Annotated in this window: 20 protein-coding genes; 6 read left to right on the top strand and 14 right to left on the bottom strand. The window is 65.4% G+C overall.

What is annotated here, in order from left to right:
• Positions 1 to 679, bottom strand: a 679-nt coding sequence (locus C493_RS14925) for an aldo/keto reductase (RefSeq protein ID WP_007260297.1), incomplete at its 3' end; no start/stop codon positions are given.
• 198 nt (positions 680 to 877) lie between these two features.
• On the opposite strand from C493_RS14925, the gene C493_RS14930 reads away from it, so the two are divergent.
• Complete coding sequence (locus C493_RS14930; RefSeq protein WP_049889398.1) at positions 878 to 1,147, top strand: hypothetical protein; 270 nt, start codon at positions 878 to 880, stop codon at positions 1,145 to 1,147.
• Here C493_RS14930 and C493_RS14935 read toward each other — a convergent pair.
• From C493_RS14935 to C493_RS14945, 3 genes are all read right to left on the bottom strand, one after another.
• Entirely contained in the window at positions 1,144 to 1,959 is an 816-nt protein-coding gene (locus tag C493_RS14935) for a hypothetical protein (protein WP_007260299.1), read from the bottom strand. The two genes, C493_RS14930 and C493_RS14935, sit on opposite strands and share 4 nt — an antisense overlap.
• A 123-nt stretch (positions 1,960 to 2,082) precedes the next feature.
• Positions 2,083 to 4,632 carry a dihydropteroate synthase gene (folP, locus tag C493_RS14940; RefSeq protein WP_007260300.1) on the bottom strand — a complete coding sequence of 850 codons (2,550 nt, stop codon included), beginning with the start codon at positions 4,630 to 4,632 and terminating at the stop codon, positions 2,083 to 2,085.
• A gap of 297 nt (positions 4,633 to 4,929) precedes the next feature.
• The gene (locus C493_RS14945) at positions 4,930 to 5,715 is read right to left on the bottom strand and encodes an ABC transporter ATP-binding protein (RefSeq protein ID WP_007260301.1); all 786 of its coding nucleotides are present in this window, start codon (positions 5,713 to 5,715) and stop codon (positions 4,930 to 4,932) included.
• A 157-nt stretch (positions 5,716 to 5,872) separates the two neighbouring features.
• Between C493_RS14945 and C493_RS14950 the strand changes: the two genes are divergently transcribed.
• Entirely contained in the window at positions 5,873 to 7,531 is a 1,659-nt protein-coding gene (locus C493_RS14950; protein ID WP_007260302.1) for a hypothetical protein, read from the top strand.
• 58 nt (positions 7,532 to 7,589) lie between these two features.
• Here the strand turns inward: C493_RS14950 and C493_RS14955 are convergent, their stop codons facing one another.
• Positions 7,590 to 7,916, bottom strand: a complete 327-nt coding sequence (locus C493_RS14955) for a hypothetical protein (protein WP_007260303.1) — start codon at positions 7,914 to 7,916, stop codon at positions 7,590 to 7,592.
• Positions 7,917 to 8,077: 161 nt separating this feature from the next.
• Positions 8,078 to 11,302, bottom strand: a complete 3,225-nt coding sequence (gene carB, locus C493_RS14960) for a carbamoyl-phosphate synthase large subunit (RefSeq protein WP_007260304.1) — start codon at positions 11,300 to 11,302, stop codon at positions 8,078 to 8,080.
• A 307-nt stretch (positions 11,303 to 11,609) separates the two neighbouring features.
• Here carB and C493_RS14965 point away from each other — a divergent pair, with 307 nt between their 5' ends.
• A complete protein-coding gene (locus tag C493_RS14965) occupies positions 11,610 to 13,601 on the top strand; it encodes a PAS domain S-box protein (RefSeq protein WP_083912425.1) in 1,992 nt (663 codons plus the stop codon).
• Positions 13,602 to 13,617: 16 nt separating this feature from the next.
• Here C493_RS14965 and C493_RS14970 read toward each other — a convergent pair whose 3' ends face one another.
• From C493_RS14970 to C493_RS14995, 6 genes are all read right to left on the bottom strand, one after another.
• A complete protein-coding gene (locus C493_RS14970) occupies positions 13,618 to 14,154 on the bottom strand; it encodes a DUF5815 family protein (protein WP_007260306.1) in 537 nt (178 codons plus the stop codon).
• A gap of 61 nt (positions 14,155 to 14,215) precedes the next feature.
• Positions 14,216 to 15,094 carry an ABC transporter permease subunit gene (locus C493_RS14975; protein ID WP_007260307.1) on the bottom strand — a complete coding sequence of 293 codons (879 nt, stop codon included), beginning with the start codon at positions 15,092 to 15,094 and terminating at the stop codon, positions 14,216 to 14,218.
• Positions 15,091 to 16,011 (bottom strand): ABC transporter ATP-binding protein, encoded by a 921-nt coding sequence (locus C493_RS14980; protein WP_007260308.1) that lies wholly within the window; start codon positions 16,009 to 16,011, stop codon positions 15,091 to 15,093. The genes C493_RS14975 and C493_RS14980 overlap by 4 nt, the downstream gene beginning before the upstream one ends.
• A 175-nt stretch (positions 16,012 to 16,186) precedes the next feature.
• Positions 16,187 to 16,597 (bottom strand): DUF7124 domain-containing protein, encoded by a 411-nt coding sequence (locus C493_RS14985; RefSeq protein ID WP_007260309.1) that lies wholly within the window; start codon positions 16,595 to 16,597, stop codon positions 16,187 to 16,189.
• Positions 16,598 to 16,792: 195 nt separating this feature from the next.
• Entirely contained in the window at positions 16,793 to 17,023 is a 231-nt protein-coding gene (locus tag C493_RS14990; protein ID WP_049889396.1) for a hypothetical protein, read from the bottom strand.
• A gap of 130 nt (positions 17,024 to 17,153) precedes the next feature.
• Positions 17,154 to 18,377, bottom strand: a complete 1,224-nt coding sequence (locus tag C493_RS14995; protein ID WP_007260311.1) for an NAD(P)/FAD-dependent oxidoreductase — start codon at positions 18,375 to 18,377, stop codon at positions 17,154 to 17,156.
• Between the two features lie 261 nt (positions 18,378 to 18,638).
• Between C493_RS14995 and C493_RS15000 the strand changes: the two genes are divergently transcribed.
• The 3 genes from C493_RS15000 to C493_RS15010 all read left to right on the top strand — a co-directional run bounded on the left by C493_RS15000 (position 18,639) and on the right by C493_RS15010 (position 22,051).
• Positions 18,639 to 19,244 (top strand): DUF6149 family protein, encoded by a 606-nt coding sequence (locus C493_RS15000; RefSeq protein WP_007260312.1) that lies wholly within the window; start codon positions 18,639 to 18,641, stop codon positions 19,242 to 19,244.
• A 147-nt stretch (positions 19,245 to 19,391) separates the two neighbouring features.
• Entirely contained in the window at positions 19,392 to 20,636 is a 1,245-nt protein-coding gene (locus C493_RS15005; RefSeq protein WP_007260313.1) for a polysaccharide deacetylase family protein, read from the top strand.
• 137 nt (positions 20,637 to 20,773) lie between these two features.
• Entirely contained in the window at positions 20,774 to 22,051 is a 1,278-nt protein-coding gene (locus C493_RS15010) for an MFS transporter (RefSeq protein WP_007260314.1), read from the top strand.
• A gap of 24 nt (positions 22,052 to 22,075) precedes the next feature.
• Here the strand turns inward: C493_RS15010 and C493_RS15015 are convergent, their stop codons facing one another.
• A complete protein-coding gene (locus C493_RS15015; RefSeq protein ID WP_049889397.1) occupies positions 22,076 to 23,446 on the bottom strand; it encodes an ABC transporter substrate-binding protein in 1,371 nt (456 codons plus the stop codon).
• A 246-nt stretch (positions 23,447 to 23,692) separates the two neighbouring features.
• On the bottom strand, positions 23,693 to 25,057 hold the full coding sequence (locus C493_RS15020) for an ABC transporter substrate-binding protein (RefSeq protein ID WP_007260316.1): 1,365 nt from the start codon (positions 25,055 to 25,057) through the stop codon (positions 23,693 to 23,695).
• Between the last annotated feature and the right edge of the window lie 335 nt (positions 25,058 to 25,392).

Raw genomic sequence — 25,392 nt, forward strand, 5'->3', positions numbered from 1 at the left:
CGCTCAGAGATGTGTATAAGAGACAGCCCGAGGAGTGGGGCACTCGGGGAATCAGGCTCGTCGACGAGCCCGTTCGCTCGATCGTCTCGAGGAAGTGGTTACCGACCTCCTGCTCTAAGACGTTCCAGACCAGTTGCAGGGAGTCGAACTCCTCCTCGATGGCGAGGTCGCCTTCGGCGAGCCAGCCGATCGACGGCCCGAGCGCGAGCCCGCGGGCGCGGATCAGCCCCTCCTCTTCGAGTTCGTCGAGGAGTTCGAGGACGTCGGGCGTGATCTCGTCGACGTTGGCGTTGTGAAGCTGGAGGACGTCGATCTGGTCGACGTCGAGGCGCTCGAGACTCTTCTCGACGGCCTCGCGGAGGTAGTCGGGGTCCATCTCCTTTGGCAGTTCGCCGTGGCCGGCCTGCGGATTGTTGTAGAAGTCGTAGCCGACTTTCGTCGCGAGCGTGACCTCGTCGCGGACGTCGTCGATGGCCTCGCCGATCAGCTCCTCGCTGCGGCCGTGGCCGTAGACGTCGCCGGTGTCGATGTACGTCACTCCCTGGTCGATGGCGTAGCGGACCATCTCGAGGGCGTCGTCTTCGGAGCGGTCGCCCCACCAGTCGGTGCCGACGACCCACGCGCCGAAGCCGACTTCGCTGACCTCGACGCCGGAGTCGCCGAGCGGTTGGTACTGCATACGCGTCCGTTCGTATCGAGGGGACTTATGGGATGCGGAACATCGCTTCGCACAACCCGAAGTATGATGGGGTTCGCCGGAACGTCCGCGTCCCGATCCGGAATCGCCGACGCCCGTTTCCGATCCATCGCGGGCCACGCCGAATCCGGAACGAACCGGAGTCGAACGATTCATGCGAGTCGACTGACAACCCCGCGTATGGCAGACCAGGACGGACGGCGCCTCGAGTACGCCGTCCTCTTGTTAACGGCGCTGGTTATCCTGGCCGCGGCGCTGATCGTCCTCGAGGTGACCACGATCGAAGCGTTCGACGTCGGGTCCGTCCCTCGCTGGACGGCAGTCGCGGGGGCGGTGCTCGCGGCGCTGGCGATCGGCCTCCCTGCGTACCTGCTCTCGAAGTGGCAGGGTGCACAGAACGAAGCGCGAGACGAAACCGAGACGCGCCGACGCCGGCGACGGAAACCCTAACTGCTGTTCTCGTCGTCCGTCTCGTCGGGTTCGTCGTCCGCGCTCGCTTCCTCGTCGCCGTCTTCGTTTTCGGCGTCGTCTCCCGCACTCTCGCTGTCTTCGCCCGGCTCGACTTTCATCTCCGAGGCGTCTTCCTCGGGCGTCGCTTCGGGTTCGGTCGCGTCCGTCTGGGTCGGCTCGGCCTGTTCCGGATCCGGTCCGGTCGCCTCCGCGGTCTCCTCGGCCATCGCCGTATCGGAGACGTCGACCTCGACGGTTTCGTCGCCGTCCTCGGTGTCGCGTCGCGGATCTTCTTCCTCACTCTCGTGTTCGGGTTTGGTCCGGGTCGCGTCCTGTTCAGACTCGTCGTCGACGAACTCGACCTCGGACCCCGTCTCGCCTTCCTCGCCTAGCTGTGCGGACTCCTCGACGTCGCCGCTGGCGTCGATCTCCGCCTCGTGTCCGGCGTCCTCGCGCACGGCGGCTTCGTGTGCTTCGTCGGAGACGTCCTTTTCGTCGGTCTCACCCTCGACGTGGCTCAGTTCGGGCTCGAACGTCTCCGCTTCCGACTCGGAGCCGCTCGAGCCCCGCCGTCGGAGGCCGTACCCGAGCAGTCCGGCGGCGGCCGCGCCCTTCGGCACCGCTCGGAGCTGTCCCTTTCGGAGGGACTTGAGCGCCGATAGTAATAGCACGCCGCCGCCCACTATCGATGCCAGCGACCGCGTCTCGCTCGACGCGACGGCCGTCGCCGCGTCGGCGGGATCCTGCGGTGTGAGCGTTTCGACGCGATCCATCGTCTCCGCCGTCAGATCGTGATCGGATTCCTCGGACATGGGACGTTCAGCGAACGTACACGCTCCGGACGGTTGAACCTTCGACCGGCAGGTGAATAGTCGAGGCGGGCGGATTTGATCGCTCCGTGACCGTCTGCACCGCTTGCCCGCCTCGGAGCGCGGTCAGCAGCGCCAGTCGAAACGGTCGGGTTCGCGGGCCGCGAGCGCCGTTCTGACCGCGGCGACGTTTTCGGGGACGTCGTGAACCCGGACAATGTCGGCGCCGCGTTCGGCGGCGACCGCGCTCGCCGCGACCGTCGCCGCGGCGCGCTCGCCGGCCGCCCGGCCGACGCGGGCGAACATCGACTTGTGGGAGTGTCCAATCAGGACGGGACAGCCAAGCGCGTGAAACTCGTCGGTGCGGCCGAGCATCTCGAAGCTCTCGCGGGCGGACTTCCCGAAGCCGATCCCCGGATCGACGACGATATCCTCGCGGTCGATTCCGGCCTTCTCGGCCAGCAGGATGCGCTCTGCGAGCTGGTCAATCACGTCCTCGACGACGTCGTCGTACTCGACCTCGCGCCCGGGAACGACCGGCGCGTCGATGCTGTGCATCACGACGAGGACGGCGTCGTGCTCCGCGACGACGAAGCGCATCTCGGGATCCTCGAGTCCCGAGACGTCGTTGATGATGTCCGCGCCGGCCTCGAGGGCGGCCTCGGCGACGGCGGCTTTGCGCGTGTCGATCGAGATGTGAACGTCGAGGTCCGCGATTCGCTCGACGACGGGTACGACGCGATCGATCTCCGCCTCGACGGGGACGGGATCGGCACCCGGTCGGGTCGACTCGCCGCCGACGTCGATCACGTCGACGCCGGCGTCGATCATCGCTTCCGCCTGGGCGACGGCGTCCTCGAGGGCGTCGTACTGGCCGCCGTCGTGGAAGCTGTCGGGCGTGACGTTCAGGATCCCCATGACGGCGGTACGGTCGTCCCAGGGGTAGCCGTCGCCGGGATCGTCGTCGGCGCTGGTAGCTCCATCGTCGTCGTCACCGCCGTTCGCTTCGGCGCCGCCGACGCCTTCGTTCGACTCGAGCGTTCGTCGAAGATCGCGGGCGACGTCGCCGAGGCCGCCGGTATCGACGGCTCCGTCTTCGCTATCCGCTCCCTCGAGTCGCTCGAGCAGTCGTTCGAACTGCGTGACGGTGCCCATCAGGACGGCGTCGACGGTCTCGTCGTCGCGCCGGAGTCCGGAGAGGGCGCACTCGCCGCCCACGCGGAGCAGTTCTCGCTCGAGGGCGATCGCCCGCTCGTAGCCGAGCGAGTACCTGACGACTCGGTGGACCGCATCGCCCTGGAGGGCCGCGTCGTCCGCGGACGGAACGTTCGCCCGTTCGAGGGCGTCGCGGGCGTCAGATCGGTCGCTGATCCGCTTTGGCACCCCCGCGCCGGTCCAGTGTGCGCGCGCTTCGGCGACGGCGAACAGCGACCCCGTCACGAGCACGCAGTCGTCCTCGCCGGCGTCTGCGAGCGCCGTCTCGAGCGCGTCCTGGACGGTTCCGACGGTCCGGACGTCGTCGACGCCGGCGTCAGCAAAGACGCGGGCGAGGACGTCGGCGTCCTCGGCGCGCTCGAGGCTCGGTTCGGTCGCGAGCACCGAGTCGGGCGTCGGTAGCGTCGCGGCCATCTCCCGGTGATCTTTCTCGTGCATCGCGCCGAAGACGAGGTGGAGACGGTCGTAGTCGTACGTCGAAAGCGTGTCGGCGAGTTGCTCGCAGGCGCCGGGGTTGTGCGCCCCGTCGAGGACGGTCAGCGGCTCGGTGTCGATCACCTCGAACCGACCGGGCCAGTGGGCGCTTCGCAGTCCCCGTCCGAGGTCGTCGTCCGAGACGTCCGCGACCTGGCGGGCCAGAACCGCGGCGATCCCCGCGTTCTCGGCCTGGTGCGTGCCGAGCAGCGGAATCCGGGTCTCGAGGCGCCAGTCGCGGTCGTCGCGTTCGATAGCGATCGACGCCTCGGTGTGGTTCGCCCGGCCGCGGTGTTCGACATGGACGTCCGGGTCGTCGTCGCGGTCCGTTTGCGCCGCTCCGATGGTCACCACGTCCGAGGTGACCTCCTGGACGCCGGCGAGCGCCTCGCCCGTCGCACCGGTGACGAGGGGCGCGTCGTCGGGCGCGACGTGGGCCTTGTCGCGGGCGATTTCCCCGACGGTGTCGCCGAGGATACCCGTGTGCTCGAGGGTGACGCTCGTCACCGCGCTCGCGACCGGATCGACGACGCTCGTCGCGTCGTACTTGCCGCCGATGCCGACCTCGAGGACGGCGACGTCGACGTCCTCGCGGCCGAAGTGCCAGACGGCCAGTGCGGTCATCGCCTCGAAGAACGTCGGCGAGTCGCCGTCGGCCCCGCGTTCCGTGATATACTCGCGGGCCTCGGCGACGAACTCACAGACCGCCGCTCGCGGGATCTTTCGCCCGTCGACGCGGACGCGCTCGCGGACGTCCTCGAGGTGGGGCGAGGTGTAGAGCCCGACGGAGAGGCCGGCTTCCCGGAGGCTTCGCTCGAGCATGCGCGCCGTGCTTCCCTTGCCGTTGGAGCCGGCGATCTGGACGAAGTCGACGCCGTCGTGGGGATCCTCGAGGTGGGCGAGCAGCCGCGCCGTCGATTCCGTCCCGGGCTTCGGGCGGAATCGCCGCAGATCGAATAAGAAGTCCGCCGCCTCGTGATACTCCATATCCGAACCAACGGGTCCCCGCGCTTAGGGGTGTCGGAGTCGTCGTCCGCCGGCCGCGCGGGGGCATCGAACGGGGTCGATCGGTCGGCCGCGCGAGTCAGCCGAACTGTCGGACCGGCGGCCGCCCGAATCCGACGTTTCGTCCTCCGTTCGCCAGGGGGACGACGAACGCGAGCTAGCGCGCGTCGAAAAATCCGAGCAGGCCGTTTCCGGTACCGTAGCGGAGTGCTGTTCGGTCCACGCGGCGGTCGGGAACTCGCCGGGACCCGGACCAACTCGAGGGTGGCCGGACGATCGCTACTCCGCCGGCGGTTCCGCCGACTGTCCCGCATCCCCGCCGTGTTTCTGGGTCACCTCGAGGAACGCGTCCTCGAGACTTCGCGACTCGCCCGTCTCGGCGCGAGATTTCAGCGTCTCGGGCTCGCCCTGGGCGACCAGCTTGCCGTCGTGAAGGACGCCGATCTCGTCGGCCAGTTCGTCGACGACGGGGAGGATGTGCGTCGAGAGGAAGATGGTCATCTCCTGGTCGGCGAGATCGGCGATCGTGTTGCGCATCGTCCGGGCGGCCCGCGGATCGAGACCGCTGGTGGGCTCGTCGAGGAAGGCGACGTCGGGCTCGTGGAGGACGGCCTGGATAACGCCGACCTTCTGGCGCATCCCCTTCGAGTAGCCCTCGATGCGTCGGTCGGCGTCGGCGCGGAGGTCGAAGCGCTCGAGCAGCGACTCGATGCGCTCGGTCGACTCCGCTTCGGGCAGATCGCGCAGCCCGGCGGCGTACTCGAGTTGCTCGCGCCCGGTGAGTTCGTCGTAGATCGGCGGCTCCTCGGGCAGGTAGCCGATGTGGGGCGTGACGGACTCGCGGTCGGTGATCGGCTGGCCGGCGACGCGGGCCGTCCCCGACGTCGGCTTCGTCAGCGTCGTCAGCATCCGCATCGTCGTCGTCTTCCCCGCGCCGTTCGGGCCGAGAAAGCCGTAGATCGTCCCCCGATCGACGGTCACCGTCAGTCCGGCGACGGCGGTCGTCTCGCCGTAGCGCTTGGTCAGCCCGTCGGTCTCGATCGCGGGTGCGTCGGGAGGGCTCATCGTCCGCCGATTTCGGCTCCGTCATCATAAATGTGTAACACGTTCGACGGCGGCCGACGAATGACAGAATCCGAACTATTTACTGACTGCGCGCCTCGCTCTCGAGTATGGTCCCCTGTACGTTCCACGGACGACGGGTCGACGCCGGTGATCGCCGGTGACCCGGATTCCGCTGCTGGTCGCTCGAACGGAGTTCCGCCGCACGATTCGGTCGGTCTCCGACGAGCGGACGAAGCTGCTCATGATGGCGCTGCTGGCGCTGTTTATGGGGGGTTCGATCATGCTGGCCGGCGGTTATCTGCTGCCGACGCTTGGCTCGGAGGTAGCAGCGGGCGTGACGCCGGACGAGGCGACGCTGGCGACGGAGTTCGTCACCGGCGGCGTTGCCCTCGGCTGGGTCTTTCTGACCTTCATGGCCGCGATCCGGACGTTCTCCGCGGCGGCCGACCCCGATAAACCGGCGTTCCTGCTCACCTCGACGAAACTCCGAAACGTCGTCGTCGGCGTCGTCGCCGCCGAAATAGCGATGTTTGCGGTCTGGGTCCTCCCGCCGGCGATCGTCCTCGCGGGCGCGTTCGCCTACGGTGCCGGAACGGCCGTCCCGCTGGCCGTGGCGCCGCTGGTCGTCGGCCTCGTTCTCGTGACGGCCGTTCCCGTCGGGTTCGTACTCGGCACCTGGGTTCGCCACCTCGTGACCGTCTACGAACCGATCGCTCGCTACCGCTACGTCATCTTCGCGGGCTTCTGGCTCGCCTACTTCGGGGCGATCGGGACGGGTCACTTCAACCTGCTTACCAGCGGCCTCTTCACGACGCTGCAGGACAGTCCGCTGGGGTGGCTGGGACACCTCGTGCTCGCCGGCGTGCCGAACGTCGCCGCGTCGACGCTCCCGCTCGTCGGCGCGTTCGTCGGCGCCGCAGTCCTCACCACCGCCGCCTTCGCCGCCGGCGTCGTCTCCGCGCGAGTCCACTGGTTCGCCGATCCGGCGCGGTTCGACGAGTCCGAGTCGAGTCAGACGGATCGATCGAACCGTCTCGGAACCGCCCTCTCGTACGGTCTTTCGCGACCGATTCAGACGGTGACGCTGACCGCGATCCGACGAACGAAGCGGGCGCCGATCCGACTCGTCTACGTCGCGTACCCGCTGCTCGGGTCGATCTTCTTCCTCCAGGAGATCGTCCAGACGGGGACCGTCCCGTCGTACGTCGCCGTTGCGCTCTCGCTGTACGTCGTCTGGGGCGCCGGCGCGCTGTTTACGCTCAATCCGCTCGGCGACCTCGGTCGAGCGCTCCCCGCCGTCGTCGCCTCGCCGCTGACCGGCCGACAGGCCATCGCGGGGCTCGTGATCGCCGGCAGCGTCGTCGCCGCGCCGATCGCGCTCGTCGCCTCGCTCGCGTTGGGACTCGCCAGCCCGCTGTCGGTAGAACAGACCGCCGCGCTGGTCGCGGCGACCACCGTCGGCGCCGTAGTCACGCCCGCGCTGGCGACCGGAGTCGGAACCGCAGCGCCCCGCTTCGGAAGCGTCAGCATCTCGAGCAACCGCGAGGCGATCATGCCGAGCAAGACCGCTTTCATCGTCTACTCGATCGGGATCATCTTCCCGGCGATCGCCGCGCTGGTCCTCTACACCGACTCGCCCGACCTGCTCGCCGACCTGTTCGCGGCGGTCGCGGCGTGGCTCCCCGGCCCCGAGACGGCACCGTCGGCCCGCGAGATCACGATCGCGGCGTGGACCGTCCTCGTCGTCGGCCTGATCGCCCCCGTCGTGTCGTACCTGTACGCGGTCGAACGGTTCGACTGGTACACACGCGACTGAGCCGCTAGACGAACGCTCTCACGTCGGGCGCCGAAAATCGCGTCCAGCCTCCGTCCCGCTACGGCCCCGCCTCGAGGAGTTCCGCTTCGCCGTGAGTTCCGTCGACGGACGTGACGCGGACCGTCGCCTCGATCGCCGCGATATCGGCCTCGAGAAAGAGGACGAAGCCGCCCTCGGTTTTGCAGACGAGCGTGCCGTCGGCTTTCTCGTCGACGATATCGACGGTCACTTCGTCTCCCGGGTCGGGTCTGCCACCGAGCGGTTCCCCGCATCGCCAGCAGTCGGAATCGTACTCCGGAGTGCCCTCGGGGGCGTTGCTCGCTCCGCATCGAGGCGTCTCACAGGCGATGAACGTGTCGTGTCGGCCCGGCTGGTAGCGTCCCACGATGCTACCGACACGACTGCGCCGGAAAAGCGTGCCGCCCGCCGACCCGACGCGTCTATCGGCTCGAGGACGAAGACGAAAAAGAACACGAAGCCGGCGAAAACGGGCGCCAGACCGATCAGCCGTCGGTTCGGGATCGACTCAACTCGTTCGAGCGGCGATCAGTCCGAACGGCCCCACTCCGCGGTCTGCTTCGGACGGTCGCTGACGGCCTGGACGTCGATCGGTTCGTCTTTGGCCTCGAGGGCCTCGAGCGCGGCCTTCGCGCTCGCGGGCGTCGAGAAGTAGGTGATCTCCTCCTCGACGGCGACCTCGAGGAGGTCGCGGTCGCGGGAGACGATGAGGTCGACCTTCCCCTCGCGGACGGCCTGCGCGAGGTCGACCTCCTCACAGAGGTCGAAGTACTCGGTGAAGCCGTCGACCAGCGCGTCGCCGTCCTCGGTATCCGGGTCGGGGAACTTGTCGGCCGAGAGGTCGATGATCGCCGTCCCGGAGTCGGGGATCGGCTTGCCCGTCGCGTCCTGGGCCTTGTCGTAGGCCTTGCCGAAGGAGTCGGCGCTGCCCATGACCTCGCCCGTCGATTTCATCTCCGGACCGAGACGCGGGTCCGAGCCCGGCAGGCGGTCGAACGGCAGGACGACCTCCTTGATCGAGGTCTGCTCGGGAATCTGCTCCTCGATTTCGAGCTCCTCGAGCGTGTTGCCGGCCATGACCTTCGCGGCGATCTTGGCGATCGGGACGTCCGTGGCCTTCGAGATGAACGGAACGGTACGGGACGAACGCGGGTTCGCCTCGAGGACGTACACTTCTCCGTCGCGCACCGCGAGCTGGACGTTCAGCAGGCCGACCGTCTCGAGGGCCTCCGCGATGTCTTCGGTGACCTCGCGGACGCGAGCCAGCGTCTCGTCGTCGAGCGAGCGCGGCGGGATCATACAGGCGGAGTCGCCGGAGTGAACCCCGGCCGTCTCGACGTGTTCCATCACGCCGCCGATGAGGACGTCCTCGCCGTCGGAAACGGCGTCAACGTCGAGTTCGATGGCGTCGGCGAGGAAGTCGTCGACGAGGATCGGCTTGTCCGGGCTGACGCGGACGGCCTCCTCGATGTAGCGCTCGAGTTCCTCGTCGTCGTAGACGACCTCCATCGCGCGGCCGCCGAGCACGTAGGAGGGGCGGACGAGCACGGGGTAGCCGATCTCGTGGGCCAACTGCATGGCTTCCTCCTTGCTGTGGGCGGCGCCGCCTTCGGGCTGGGCGATGCCGAGGTCGTCCATCAGGGCGTTGAAGCGGTCGCGGTCCTCCGCTAGGTCCATCGCTTCGACGGACGTGCCCATGACCTCACACTTGAGGCCGCGGCGGTCGATCTCGTCCTGGAGCGGTTCGCCGATGTTCACGGAGGTCTGGCCGCCGAACTGGACCATCACGCCGTCGGCGCCGGTCGCCTCGGCGACGTCGGCGACCTCTTCCGCAGTAATGGGCTCGAAGAACAGTCCGTCGGACGTGTCGTAGTCCGTCGAGACCGTCTCGGGGTTGTTGTTGACGACGTGGGCGTCGATACCCATGTCGCGAAGCGCCTGGACCGCGTGGACCGAACAGTAGTCGAACTCGACACCCTGGCCGATACGGATCGGGCCACCGCCGACGACGATTACGCTCTCGAGATCGCGATCGACCTCGAGTTCGCCCGAGGCGGCGTCGCCGACGAGCGGGCCGGACTCGAACTCGTTTTTCCGCGAGGAGTAGTAGTACGGCGTCTCGGCCTCGAACTCGCCGGCGCAGGTGTCGACCTGCTTGTAGGTGCGACCGGGCACTTCCTGCTCGACGGCGTCGACGTCGGCTCCCGCGGTGGCGGCGATCGTGGCGTTGGTGTGGCCGGCGATCGCGGCCTCGGTGAAGTCGCCTTCCTGTGCGGCCCGCGTCGACTCCGCGATGCGCTTGAAGCGCTCGGTGTACCACTCGAAGATGCCCGTCAGTTCGACGACTTCGTCGACGGTGTAGCCGCGCTCGAACGCCTCGAAGAGGGCGTAGGGACGGTCCGGCGAGGGGCGCTCGAGGTAAGTCTCCTCGAGTTCGTCGTCGCTGACGTCGGCCCAGTCGACGCTGGGTTCGTACTCCGACGATCGGAGGGCCTTGAGCATGGATTCCTCGAAGGTGCGGCCGATGGCCATCGCCTCGCCGGTCGACTTCATCGCCGTCGTGAGTTCGAAGTCGACGTCCTCGAACTTGTCTTTGGGCCAGCGCGGCACTTTGGTAACCACGTAGTCGATCGCCGGCTCGAAGGCGGCCGTGGTCTCGCCCGTAATTTCGTTCTCGATCTCGTGGAGGCGCTTGCCGAGTGCGACCTTCGCGGTCACGCGGGCGATCGGGTAACCGGTCGCCTTGGAAGCCAGCGCGGAAGAACGGGAGACGCGGGGGTTGACCTCGACGACGCGGTACTCGCCGCCGGGGGTGCCGTCGTCGCGCCAGGCGAACTGGATGTTACAGCCGCCCTGAATCCCGAGTTCGCGGATGACGTCGAGCGCTGCGGTGCGCATCTCCTGGTGGCCCTCGTCGGGGACGATCTGGGAAGGCGTGACGACCGTCGACTCCCCGGTGTGGATGCCCATCGGGTCGATGTTCTCCATGTTGCAGATGATGATACAGGAGTCGTCGGCGTCGCGCATCACTTCGTACTCGTACTCGACCCAGCCCGAGATGGACTCGGTGATGAGGACCTCGCTGTTACGCGAGAGGCGCAGACCCTTGCGGACCCGGGCGAGCAACTCGTCGAACTCGTGGACGACGCCCGAACCGGAGCCGCCCAGCGTGTAGGTCGTGCGGGCGATTACGGGGAGCCCACCGACCTCGTCGACGGCCGCCTGGACGCGCTCCTCGAGGTCGTCTTCGGTCAGTTCCGAGACCGACTCGTCTTCCTCGAGCGAGATGGTCGTCGACGCGGGGACTGGCTGGCCGATCTTCTCCATGCGCTGACGGAAGAGGTCGCGGTCTTCCGTCGCGTAGATGGTGTCCAGCGGCGTCCCCATGATCTCGACGCCGTACTGCTCGAGGACGCCCTCCTCGGCGAGTTCGGCCGTGACGTTCAGGCCGGTCTGACCGCCGAGCCCGGCGATGACGCCGTCGGGGCGTTCCTTGCGAATGATCTCGGCGATGGCCTCCGTGGTGATCGGCTCGATGTAGACCTCGTCGGCCATCTCCGGATCGGTCATGATCGTCGCCGGGTTTGAGTTGACGAGGACGACTCGAGCGCCCTCCTCCTGGAGCGCTCGACAGGCCTGTGCGCCCGAGTAGTCGAACTCGGCCGCCTGTCCGATCTGGATCGGGCCGCTTCCGATCAACAGGATCGTACGTCCGTCCCCCGTCTCGCCCGTAGACTGCTGGTCCGTACTCATTTTGCTTGTTCGTCCGAAGTTCGCACATCGTAATAAGCCCCACGATACAGTACGAATCTCGAAACGGCTTTTCGAAATTCGAATCGTCGTCCCCAGATCTCCCGCTCGGTCGACTGCAGTTGTGTTTCGCCGCAAACTGGCGTCGATCGGCGACCGTCTGCGAACCGCGCCCCGACTTCGGCTGCGCGAATCTCGTATTCGGCCGACGACCGGTCCGACGCGAGCGGTCGCGTGTGTTCTGGTGTCACAACCCACCACGTTGGCCAAACAGTTTATAGTGACACACTCTCTGTTCGAATTCAACGAGATGGTTGCCGCCGGAGGATCAGGTTCGAGGCCGCCACCGTCCGTTCTGTACCTCGACCCGAACGCGACAGTTCGACGACGTACCGCCGACTCGCTCGAGTCGGCCGTCGACGACCTTACCGTCGAGGCGGTCGGGACGCCGACCGATCTGCGTCGCGCACTGTCGGATCCCCACTCTGCGTACGCGTGTCTCATCACGGAGTATCGACTCTCCGAGACCGACGCCCTGTCACTGTACACGTCCCTTCGAAGCGACGATATCGCGGACGTTCCCGCCGTGTTGTACACGGCGGATGGCGACGAACTACTCGCGAGCAATGCCCTTACGGCTGGCTTTTCGGGCTACGTCCCGAAAGGGCGGGACGATTCGCTCGAGCGACTTCGTGCGCAGTTGCGGACCGTCGTCGAAACTGAGAGCCGGGCCGACCGCCTCGAGCGCTACCGGACGCTGGTCGAGACGGTCGGCGACTCGATGTACATCCTCGACGACGACGGCCGGATCGAGATGGCAAACGAGGCGATGGCACGGGCCGTCGGGGTTCCGCAGTCGGAACTGGTCGGCAAGTCGATCACCGAGTTCGTCCTCCCAGCGGATACGAACCGCGTTCTGCAGACGCTTCGTGAGATTCACGCGACGGACGGGCGAGCGTGGGAGACGGTCGAAGTAACCGCGACGCTGGGCGAGGGACCCCTGTGTTCCGTGGAGGTAAACGTCGCGCCGCTGGTCGACGAGGGGACGGTAACCGGCAGCGTCGGCGTCGTTCGTGACATCTCCTCGCACGCCGAGCAAGAGCGCCGAATCCGCCGTCTCCACGACGGAACTCGACGGTTGATGGGTGCGACGGAAGCCGAGACGATCGCTCGGATCGTCACGGACATCGCCGCCGACGCCCTCGACCTTGAACTCACCGCCGTTCACCTCTATCGGGACGACATCGTGACCCGATCCGCGACGGCCAGTGAGCCGCCCCCGTCGGAGTCCGGATCGTCGGCCGAATCGCGGGAGCCGTCGACGCGCGGGCTCGTCCCGGCGGCGATGAGCACTGCCTGCATCGACCTGTTCGACGGCGTCGCACCGCGTATCGAACCGGGCGGCAGCATCGCGTGGGACGCGTACGAAACCGGAGAGACCGTCGTCCACGACGACGTTCGAGCGGCACCGAACGTCCGCAATCCCGAGACGCCGATCCGAAGCGAGGCCGTCATCCCGCTCGGTGAACATGGCATCTTCATCGTCCGTTCGCTCGAGCCGGACGATCTCGATCAAGAAACGGTGACGCTCGCACAGATTCTCGCCGCCAACGCGGAAGCATCCCTCGATCGAGCCCAGCGCGAGGCGGAACTGGCCGAACGCCGCCAGGAACTCGAGCGCCAGAACGAGCGGCTCGACTCCTTTGCGAGTACGGTTTCACACGATCTTCGGAACCCGTTGACGCTCGCGATGGGACGGGCGGAGATGCTCGACCACCAACTCGGCGACGACGGCGCTGCGAGCGCCCATCTCGAGGAGATCGACTGGGCGCACGATCGGATGGACGAACTCATCGAGAACGTGTTGACGCTCGCCCGATCCGGGAAACAGCTGACCGAGACGGAGACGGTCGATCTCGCGGCTAGCGTCGACCGAGCCCATCGAACGGTCGACTCCACGCTTACCGTCGAGACGGCGACCTCGCTGCCGGCGGTAGACGCCGACCCGGAACGGCTACGCGTGCTCTTCGAGAACGTCCTCCGGAACGCGCGCGAACACGCTGGCGACGGAGTGACGGTCACCGTCGAACCGACGCCCGGCGGGTTCGCGATCAGCGACGACGGCCCCGGCATCCCCGCTCACGCTCGAGACGCCGCGCTCGAGTGGGGGTATAGTACGAACGCCGACGGAACGGGGTTCGGACTCGCGATCGTCGCCGAGATCGTCGAGGCCCACGGCTGGTCGCTGTCGCTCGAGGAAAGCGCCGACGGCGGGCTCCGGCTGGTCGTCTCGGTGGTGTGATCGCCGTCCGTCGCGCTCACAGCGCTCGATCGTGTTCGCTCTCGAACTCCCGCTGGCGGCGATACTGCTCGACGAACTCGCTTACGTCGAACTCGAGCATCTGGGCCTCGAACTCGGTGACGGCGCCGTCGTCTTCGGCGTGGCTGATCGCGTGTTCCATGAGTTCGACGACGAGTTCGACGATAATCTCGTGGAGCCGTCGCGAATCGAAGTCGGTCACCCACAGCATGGCGTAGCCGACGCCGCCGTCGTCGCTCGCGTCGTAGGTGACGACCTTCTCGGGAAACTCCTCCATGACGACGCCCATCAGGTGGGGGGTGCCGAACTCGTCGAACTCGTCGGCCGGTTCGATCGTCTCCTGGAGGATCGCGACGAGGGACTCGGGGAAGAACCGAGAGGGCGGGTGAACGTCGGTGACGACCGCGTGGGCCTCGCCGCAGGGACACCCGTACTCGCGCATTCCCAGATCGATCTCGTGGGGGTCGAGGGTCGTCCCGCAGGGTAACTCGAGCGTCCGATCACCGCCGGATCCCGGGACGCGGGGCTCTGTCATTAGCTCCCGTTCGGCCGGACGAAGCAAAAGGGCGACGACTCGGGGGCTCGCGGCGACCGCCTCAGAGGTCGGAGCCTGCAAACCGGTAGTAGCCGATCGCCAGCGGGACGACCAGCCAGAACGCGAGGACGACGATCCCGACTTCGGGACTTGTGAAGAACCCCTCGAACCCTGTGTCTGTGCCACCAGCCTCGACGCCCACGCCCGTCTGGGCCGGCTCGGCACCGACCGTGTCTGCGAGGTCGGGCAACAGGGCGACGATCGTCGAGAAGTACGCCGAGGACGGGGCCAGTTGCATCACGGGGAAGATCCAGTCGGGCATCGTCGTCGGGAACGAGAACCCTTCAACGACGTAGAGGATCCCCATCGGGACGACGTCCCAGAGGAGTTCGAAGACGACGAAGAAGCCAAGCGAGAGCGTCGTCGCTCGCGAAGTCGACCCCGTCGTCGCGGAGATGCTGACGATAATCGTGGCGTAGATCGCGCCGAACGCGAGCGTGACGAGGACGAACGTCAGGGCCGCGACCGCATCGAACGTCCCGAGCAGCAGGGATCCGAACCCGAGTCCGACGACGAGGCCGACACCGAGCCCGAACGCGAGCACGGCCGCCCGACCCGCGACCTTGCCGGCCAGGACCTGTCCACGGGTGGTCGGCAGCGAGAGCAGCAGTTTGATGCTCCCGAGTTCACGCTCGCCGGCCAGCGATTTGTAGCAGACGACGATCGCCGCCAGCGGAACGAACAGGCCGGTGAGTCCGACGGTAAAGAAGAGCAACCCGCCGAAGGTCGCCCCCGCCGGCGAGCCGAACATCTCCGGAACCTCGACGTAGGCGTACGTCGACAGCAGCGAGACCAGGACGAAGACGCCGACGAGCGCCCACAGCGCACGCGACTGGACCGCGTCCCGGAAGTCCTTCTTGGCGACGGTGAGCCAGGTCACGCCTCCACCTCCACTGGCTCGTTCGTGTAGCGGACGAACAAGTCCTCGAGCGAGGATTCGACCACCGAGAAGTCCTGGACGCCGGCGACCTCGTCGATCGCATGCAGGACGGCGAACTTCGAGACGTCGCCGACGCGCACTCGCAGTCGACCGTCGTCGATCGACGCCGCGGCGACGCCCTCGAGTCCGCGCACGCGCTCGAGGACGGTCTCGTCGAGTTCGTCGGCGACGTAAACGTACAGCGTCTCGCCGGTCTCCGTCGCGTTTCGGAGGCCGTCGATCGTATCGACGGCGACGAGTTGCCCCCGGTCGATAATCGCCACCCGATCGCAGATGGCTTCGACCTGTTCCATGATGTGACTCGAGAAGAAGACCGTCGTCCCGCGGTCGTTCTCCGCGCGGATGATCTCGCGCATCTCGCGGGCGCCATTGGGGTCGAGTCCGGTCGAGGGCTCGTCGAGTACGAGCAGGTCGGGATCGCCGACGAGTGCCATCGCAAGCGCCAGCCGCTGGCGCATCCCCTTCGAGTAGCCGCCGGCTTTTCGATCCGCGGCGTCGGCGATTCGGACGCGCTCGAGCAGTGCCTCGGGATCGTCGTTGACTCCTTTCATCTCGACGGCGAACTCGACGTGCTGGCGGCCGGTGAGGCGGTCGTAGACGTGGTAGGCGTCGGGAAGGACGCCGGTTCGGGACCGAACGGCCAGCCCCTCGGACTGTGCGTCGTGGCCCAGCACGGTCGCGGTACCGTCCGTCGGTCGGATGAAGTCGAGCAGGATGTCGATCGTCGTGGACTTCCCGGCGCCGTTCGGTCCGAGAAAGCCGAAGATTTCACCCTCTTGAATGGTCAGGTCGAGGTCGTCGACGGCGACGACGTCGCCGAATCGTTTGGTCAGCCCCTCGAGTTCGATCGCCGTCACGGCCGACCGACCACGTGACTAGTTCGCCCACTGACGGCGAACAATGGCTCAGACAACGACACTGCAACGGTAGACATAAGCTCTGATTCGCACGGCGAAGAATAAGTGTTGGTGGTGTTTCTCGCCGCTGTGAGAGTTTCCGTTAGTGATCGACGTCGACCCGTCCTCACCTAATTCAGGGCCAGTCGTCACGGACCGGTTCGGCGTCGTCGTCACCGACGTCGGCGTCGTCGGCGACGATCCAGTCGGCGGCGTCGGCCGCGTCCGTGACGGCCAGATACTCCCAGCCGACCTCCTCGGCCAGCTGTTCGTCCTCCTCGCTCGAGCCGATGAAGACGTACCGATCGGTGTTGAACTGGTCTTTGACGCCCTCCAGACTCTCGGCTTTACCCCGCGGCCCCGAGAAGAAATCCTGCCGGATGCGGTTCTTGCGCGTGAAGTTCGTCACCACGTAGGTGGGCTTCTCGGAGACGACGCCGATGTACTCGGTCCACCCTCTGGCGTCTTCGAAGACGCTCTCGGGCGAGGCGAGCTCTTTCAGCGCCTCGAGTTCGAACGCCAGGGTCATGTCGCTACCGCCGTTCATACGCTATCGAAAGCGCGCGCGTGGGAAAACGGCTTCGATACTTCTATACTAGCCACTGGGAGTCATTGCACACCTGATCGCCAGAGGGCGTTGCGATCAGTGTGTACATCGTTTCAGTGGTTACTAGCGGGCAGCGAGAGCGGTGCAGGTTGGGGTCCGATCACCGTCTCCCCGCTCCGTTCATCTCGTCTCGAGTCACGCCCGCTCGACGCGGACGTACCCGTTGAAGACGATGATCTCGCCGACCTCGAGATTCGTCGCGCCGTCTGCCGGAAGTGCGCGGCCGTTCTCGACGGCGTCGTAGAAATAGTCCAGTGTCTCCGTATCGAGTTGGTCGACGTGACGGACGGTCGCGGTCGGCGGAACCGACTCGACTGGCTCGAGTCGCCGCTGCCGGCTGCGGAGTTCACTGGATGCCATGTTCATTGATACCAAACACCACGACAACACTTAACGTTTGTGCCGACAGCGTCGTGGATCGGCGGGGACAACGAGCGAAATCGGGAACGGAACGGTCGATCGAGGGGTAAAAGGTGTGTGCGATCCGTCGGGCCGACTACTCGAGGTCGTCGAGGTCGACCTGCTTGTTCAGGAGCACCTCGGCCTGATCGGCGACCTCGCGCTGTTCGCGCATGAGCTGTTTGAACTTGCTCTGCGGGGAGAGGTCGCCGATGAGGACGCCGCCGACGATCTTGCCGTCCTTGAAGGCGACGCGGCGCCACTCGGTGTCGCTGTACTTGCGTTCGGCGTGCTCGTCGCCGAGCGTCGGATGGCCAAACGAGAGGAAGGGGAAGTCGAAGTGAGTGATCGAGTACGAAGAGACCCACTCGAACTCCTCGGCTTCGTCGTCGGCGGCCATGTTGACCGCGGCGATTCGACCCTGTTCCTTGGCCGAGCCCCACGAACCGTTCTGTGCCTGTTCACCGAGCAGGACGTCGTAGAAGCGCGTGATGTCGCCGGCTGCGTAGACGTCGTCGACGTTCGTCTGCATGTACTCGTCGACGACGAGTCCGTTATCTTCCTCGAGGCCGGCCCCCCGGAGGAATTCGGTGTTAAACGAGAGTCCGATGGCGACGCCGGCGAAGTCGCAGTCGTAGCGTTCGCCGTTGGGGTCGACGGCGCCGACGACGTGACCGTCGTCGTCGACCTCGAACCGATCGACGCCGCTGTCGAAGACGGGCTCGACGCCGACTTCGCGCATCCCCTCGTGCATGATTTCGGCACCCTCGTTCGAGAGTGCGTAGCGCCACCAGCGGTCGCCGCGCATTAGGTAGTCGGCCTCGATACCCTGGGCGCCACAGACCGCCGCGAAGTCGATACCGAGGAGGCCGGCGCCGACGATGACGCCGCGGTCGGACTGTTCGGCGTGTTCCTTGATCCCGCGGGCGTCCTGAAACGTCCAGAAGTGGTGGATGCCGTCGGCGTCGCTGTTCTCGACGGGCAGCTGCGTCGGCGTCCCGCCGGTCGCGACGAGCAGTTTGTCGTACTCGAGGTCGTCGCGTTCGTGGGTGTGGACGATCCGCTCGTCGGTGTCGATACTCGTCACGTGCGTGTTCAGCGAGAGTTCGATATCGCGTTCCTCGTACCACCCTTCGTCGTGAATCGAGATCGGCGCCTCGGGGAGCTTTCCTTTCGCGTGCTCCTTGATGAGAATCCGATTATACAGTGGCTCCCCCTCATCGGTGATGACGGTAATGTTCGCTTCCGGGTCTTCCTCCCGGAGCGTCTCGGCAGCGGAGCTGCCCGAGATACCGTCCCCGATAATCACGTAGTGGGTCATATTCGGACCGTTCGTAATGCGGGTTAAAGTGGATTGCTATCTCGTCTATTTTACCTAACCAGCGGCCGAGAGACAACATTGTACACTATTATACGGGTTGAATTCGAGATCGGTAGGAACTCCCATCTCGTTCCATTCCGTTTCTCGAGAGTGTAAACCAACCGTCCGTCGCGGACAGGTTCGACCGACCCGAAGTGAGATCGATCGAGCCTAACAGTGTTGTCCGAACCGTTCTTTAGGCCGTGCTTCCTACCCGATGTCATGAAGCTCCGTCAAAACGCCCGTCACTTCGCGTCCCGGAAGGCACTCGAGACGCCGGTCGTTCGCTCGGTCGCCTCGTCGGGACTGGTTCGACTCCACACCAAAATCTTCCTCGGCAAGGCCGACCCCGACCACGCCGACGAGCGGAAGGCCCACCTCGACGCGCTCTTCGACGCGACGGTCGACACCTACCTTCGCGCGCTTCAGGAGGACTTCTCCGAGGCCGAAGCCCGCGAAATCACCCACATTCAGGCCAACTTCGACTTCTACAACCACGGCTGGACCGAGATGATGGAGATTCCGACGGACGAACTCGAGGCCCACTACGAGCGGTACGGCGACTTCTTCGAGCGCTGGGGAATCTCGATCGACGACCCCCTCGGTCAGTTCGCGCCGCCCGAGGGACTACCGGACGCGCCGTCGACGCCGGAGCGACTCGAAGAGCCGGAACACCCCCACGCAGAGGGCGGGTTCGCCGACGACGTCTACGTCGAGACCGAAGCTGGCGAACTCGTCGTCGGTGGACGGGACGAACCCGCCGACGCGGACGTCTCGAAGGCGGTCGGCGTCGGTGACGAGGACCTCGAGGTCGAAGACGACGACTGAACGGAGCTACGACCGTAATACCGTTCGATCGCCGTTTCGAATTAGCGTCACTTTCGCTGACTTTCTCTCTGTAACACGCTCTTTACTCCCGATCAAGAGACAGTAATTCTCTCATAACAATATTGGTAGCTGATTTCTTCGGCGATAATGAAACGCCGAGCATACCTCACTCTGGCCGCGTCGACGTCGCTGTGTCTGGCCGGCTGTGCCGAACTCCGATCGGGCGATTCGAACGGTGACAACGGTGACGATGATGGAGCGCCGGGCTCGACGTCCAGTTCGGACAGCGCCGGCGATCATCCCGATATCGCCGGTACCGACGACGATTTCGAGGACCTCGACGTCTGGAACGTCTCCGGCGGCGACCTCTCGGCCGATCCGGATCGGTCGGTCGTCGGGTCCCAGAGCGCACGCCTCGAGATTCCAAGCGGGGAAGGATCGGCCGTGCTGACGAAGGCGTTCGACGAACCGCGCGATCTCTCGGCCGTCGCACCCGGCGTCGCGGCTGCGTCCGACGAGCTGATCGTTCCGTGGATCAGGTTGCTCGACGTCGACGGAAATTCCATCGCCTACCGGCGCGGGATCTCCGGCGACTTGCCGCTGATGCGGTACAACTTCGGGGTCGATTCGACCAGTTCGGCGTTTGACGTTGGCGCGGTCACGGACGTCCAGTTGCAGGTGTGGACCGCCGAGAACGAGAGCCGAACGGTCTGGTTCGACGACTTCCACTTTACGCCGCGACCGGAGACGGGGAAGGTGATGATCCAGTTCGACGACACGCACGTCACCGACTACACGAAAGCGCTCCCGATCCTGGAGGAGTACGGTTATCCCGCGGTGACGTTCATCAACTCGGATTACGTCGGTCGGGACGCCGGCGGCGTTCCGCGAATGTCGACCGAGCAACTCCACGAACTGCACGACGCCGGCTGGTGTATCGCCAATCACACCGACACCCATCCACACCTCTCCCAGCTCAGTCGGGAGGAACAGGAAGCCGAGATTCTCGACGGGAAAGAGTGGCTCATCGACCAGGGGTTCGAGGAGGACGCGGAGTACTTCGCTTACCCCTTCGGCGATTACAATGCGACGACGATCGAACTCGTCGAGAAACACCACACGCTCGGCTTCGCCGGCGGTCGACCGGTCCAGGGCTACACGACGAATACGGAACTCGTCTCGAGAATCGGCGAACCCGATGTCGAGCGCGTTGAGCGCGAACTCGAGCGCACCGTCGAGATGGGCGGGATCACGAAGATGTTCTACCACCGCCTCGAGGACGAGCACCTCGAGGCGTTCGAGACGCTGGTCGAAACCGTCCACAAGTACGAATCTCAGGGAGATCTCGAGGTGATCCTTCCGCAGGATCTGGAAGAACGGTACCTGTTCTGAGACGAATCGTCGTCGGTTCGCTTTCGTTCCGTCTCGTCCCGTTTCGCTCCGTTTTCCCCCTGCCTCGAGGCGAGTTCGCCGCTCGGATCCAAGACGGTAAGTGCCCCGGGCGCAGGGATACGAACTGAACGATACGGATGGCGCTGAACGACAACGATCGGTCGATCGCCGGCTTCACGATGGCGGGCCACGCGCTGGTCCACTGGTTCGAGACGTCGATTCCGATCTTTCTGGTGGTCTGGCTCGCCGAGTTCGACGTCGGCGTCGCACTGTTCGGCCTGATCGTTGCACTCGGGTACGCGCCGTTCGGACTCGGCGCGCTCCCCGGCGGCATCCTCGCGGACCGCTACGGAACGAAGCGACTCATTCTCTGCTGTCTCGCGGGGATGAGCGCGGCGTTTCTCGTCCTCTCGCTCGCGACATCGATCTACGCGATCGCAGTCGGTCTCGTCCTCTGGGGCGTCGCCGCCAGCATCTACCACCCCGCCGGACTCGCGCTGATCAGCACCGGCGTCGACGAGCGCGGGACCGTCTTCGCCTGGCACGGGATCGCCGGCAACGCCGGCATCGCGCTCGGTCCGTTCGTCGCCGCGACGCTCCTGATCTTCCTCGAGTGGCAACTCGTCGCGGCGCTACTTGCCGTTCCGGGCTTCCTCGCGGTCGTCTACGGCCTCACCGCGTCGTTCGACCCAACCGCCGCCGTCGAGGACGGTGTCGACGCCGGTCCCGACGAGGCCCTGTCGCTGTCGGAACTGGTCTCGAACTCGCGGGCGCTGTTCGCCAGCGCGTTCGCAATCATCTTCGTCATCGTCACCTTTGAAGGCCTGTACTACCGCGGAATGCTCACCTACCTGCCGGAGATCCTCCACGACCTCGAGGCGGTCGCGGGACTCGCGATTCCCGAGGGACTCGAAGGGATCGATCCGGGCCACTACATCTACGTCGGACTGTTGGTCGTCGGGATGGCCGGTCAGTACGCCGGCGGGAAGCTGACCGACCGCGTCGAGCCGGCGCGGGGGATGACGGTCATCTTCGCGGTACTCGCGGTGCTCGCCCTCGCGTTCGTTCCCGTGACCGGGATGGGTCTCCTGGCTATCACCGTGCTCTGTGGCGTATTCGGCTTTTTCCTGTTCGCGATACAGCCGTTCTACCAGAACGCGGTCGCAGTCTACACGCCCGCCGACAGTCGCGGCCTCTCCTACGGCTACACCTACCTCGGCGAATTCGGCCTCGGTTCCGCGAGTATCGCCATCGGTGGCTTCGTCCTCGGCGGGTTCTCGCTCGCGGCGTTTTTCGCGTTGATCGCGGGCTTCGGCCTCGCCGGCATGGTCCTGTCGGCGGCGCTGCTTGCCGGCCTCGATCGGTTCGTCGACAGCGATCGACCTGTCGATGCGGACGCGAACGCGGACGATTGATCGGTTACTTCGCCGTCAATCGCATCACTCGAGCCACGGGGGCGTGACATACTCGGATGTCGCGTATTCGTCGGGCCAGATGACTTCTCTGACGCCAACGCCCTCGTCGTTTTCCTGCCACTGGAAGTAGACGCCAACCGTCGTCGGATCGTCCGGATCGTAAACCCGGTCGTGGGCGTACGTATCGTCGGGATCGTAGAATCGTACGTTTCCGGTCGCACCTGTGTACGAAATGTCCTCGATGACGGGAACGAGGTCCGCTGAATCGAGCGACTCTTCGCTCTCGGCGACCTCGGCGAAGAGGTTGATCGCGTCGTAGGTGTAGTAGCCCATGTCCTGTGGGTACGTTCCGAACGTCTCTTCGTATTTGTCTACAAACTGTGGGGTCTTTTCGGTGATTTCACTCTGTTCCGTCGCCGCCGAGTAGCTCACCCCGTATCGACACGCACCGTTGGTCTGTTCGTAGTAGGTCGGGAGTTGCATCGGAACGTGGATGCCGCCGAACGCGAACGGCTGTGGCTGTGGCGGCTCCGCGGGCCGATTCGGATAACTCCAGTCGAACAACGCGTCGTTTCCTGTGTGTGCCGTCATGATGAACGCCGCATCGGCGCCCGCGTCGGCGATCTCGTCGTAGAGATCGGTAAAGTCGTTCTTCGACGGCGCGTACCGGCGGCTCAACACGTTCTCGACGGGTGTATCGTCGATTCGGTCCTGGACGGTTTCCCAGGGGACGTCGGCCCACGGATAGTCCTCGGCCAGCACCGCGATCGACTCCCAGCCGATATCGCCGGCCACGTCGTTCATGAAGCCGATCTGTGCGCGCCCGAGGTCGGTGTCGTTCGTCGGTCCGACGCGGAAGTGATACTTGTACCGTTCGTACTCCTCTCGGACGAGTTGGCTCACCTCCTGTGTCGCGGCCCCGCTGGTGAGATGGAGCGTCTCCTGTTCGGCGATCTCGTCCATGATGTTCACGAGGGCCTCGCTGGCGAAGGTACCGACCGTTACGTCGACGTTCTCTTCGAGGACGAGTCGCTGATACTCGCGTTTGGCCTCGAGTGGACTGCCGTTCGTGTCACCGACGACCAGTTCGACCGCTCGGTCGTCGATTCCGTCGTGATCATCGTTGCGTTCGTCGACGGCGACCTGCGCCGATTGCACCATCGAGCGGCCGATGAAATCGCTCTGTGGGTTCGGCGCTAGCACGCCGACCCTGACCGGTTCCGGACCGCTGGAGTCGCCCACGACCGCGTCGTACGTTCCAAGACACCCGGCGAGGGGGACGACGGATCCGGCTCCAACACCCTTGAGCACCGTACGCCGATCGAGTCGCCCCGTTCCCACGTCAGACGCCGTCGCGGCTCCCATCCTGTCGCCGCGACGATCACGTTTAGACATATTGAACGGTCTTTTATCCTTATATCTATTAATAGTTGCGGGGTTGTACCACGGACCACGTTGTCACTGGTTCTGCGCGTGTTCACAGGCGGTACGAGGCGGATGCCACGGGGCTTGACCCCGAGGCGGTTGACCGTTCGAGCGTCGCCACTGTCGGCGTGGCCGAATCGCTGGGAGGTGCAGTAGAATCGATCGACTCCGCTCGATGAAACGCTGAAACTGACCCGAAACGCGGCCGAAACGATGTCAGAGCCACTCGGGGGTGACGTACTCGCCGTGGGCGTTGGTAGTCGCGTGTTCCTCGGGCCAGATGATCTCCTGGACGCCCTCGCCGTCGTCGGTTTCCTGCCACTGGAAGAAGAGCGTCTCCTCCTCGACGTAGACGAGGTCGTGTGGATACGGGTTGGTTTCGTCGTAGAACTCCACGGTTCCGATGACACCGTCGAACGTCACCGCCTCGAGCGCCGAAATCAACTCGTCGGTTTCGAGGGTCTCCCGGTCTGCGACGACGTCGGCGAAGACGGTGACAGCGTCGTAGGTGTGATAGCCCGTGTAAACGGGAGTTGCGCCGTCGTGTTTCTTCTGGTAGGCGTCGACGAACGCCCCCGTTCCGCCCGGGAACTCGCTGTCGGCCGTCGCGCTGATGACGCCGATTGCGTACTCGCAAGCGCCGTCGGTCTGGTCGTAGTAGCCCGGCATCTGGAGGGGGACGTGGATGCCGCCGAACGCGAACGGCTGAGGTTGTGGTGGCACCTCCGGTTTGTTCGGGTAACTCCAGTCCAACAACGCGTCGTTACCCGTGTGTGCCGCCGCGATCAGCGCCATGTCCGCGCCCGCGTCGGCGACCGACTCGTAGATCTCCGAGAAGTCGTTAGTCGCCGGCGGATACCGCTCGTCCATCGCGATGTCGACGCCCGTTTCCTCGAGGGTCTCGGTGATGACGTCCCACGGTTCCCGACTCCACTCGTAGTCTTCCGCGAGCAACGCGACCGACTCCCAGCCGACGTCGTCGGCGACGGCGTCCACGAAGTCGACCTGCGCCTGGCCGAGGTGGCGGTCGTTGGTCGGCCCCACGCGGAAGTGATACTTGTACCGCTCGTAGTCCTCGGCGACCAGTTGACTCGCCGCGGTCGTCGCCGCGCCGGAGGTGAGGTGGATCGTCTCCTGTTCGGCGATATCGTCCATAATATTTCTGAGCGCCAGACTGTCGAAGACGCCCGTCGTTACGTCGGCGTTCTCTTCGAGGACGAGCCGCTGATACTCGCGTTTGGCCTCGAGGGGGCTACCGTTCGTATCGCCGACGACGAGTTCGACATCGCGACCGAGGAGTCCGCCGTCTTCGTTCAGTTCGTCGACCGCGAGTGCGGCCGCGCGCTCCATCGAGCGGCCGACGTAGTCGCTTTTCGGCTGGGGTGCTAACACGCCGATCGTAATCGGCTCCTCGTCGTCGCTGGACCCGATCGTCTCGTACGAACTGAGACAGCCCGCAAGCGAGAGGCTCGTCGCGCCGGCGGTCGTCGCGAGAACGCGACGTCGGTTGAGCCGAGAACCGGACTCGGATGCGGTCTCCGACGACGAAGAGAGCTGTTGGGATGCTGATCTTCTACTCATGATAACAACGGTTCCCACGTGGGTTGTTTAACCGTTGCGGAATGATTTACGCTCGTGAATTATCGAACGCCTTTCCTTTGCTACGATGTAGCAACTCACTCTTTTACTGCATGGTTATTGGGCGTTCATTAACAATATTCTCTGATTGTAAATCCTGAATGCGAGACTCGCCGACCGCCACTGTCTCTACGTCGAATTCGCTCGTCTCTGGCGCTGTGAACGTTGCCAGTCGTCAGTCGCTCGGCCAGTCGCTGTTCCCGTCCCCTACCCGTGTTCGACGGATGACCATCCGCCTCGAGCGATCGCTGTGACTCGTGTCGCGAGGTGATACGTAC

This window comes from Natronolimnohabitans innermongolicus JCM 12255, assembly GCF_000337215.1.
GTDB classification, from domain to species: domain Archaea; phylum Halobacteriota; class Halobacteria; order Halobacteriales; family Natrialbaceae; genus Natronolimnohabitans; species Natronolimnohabitans innermongolicus.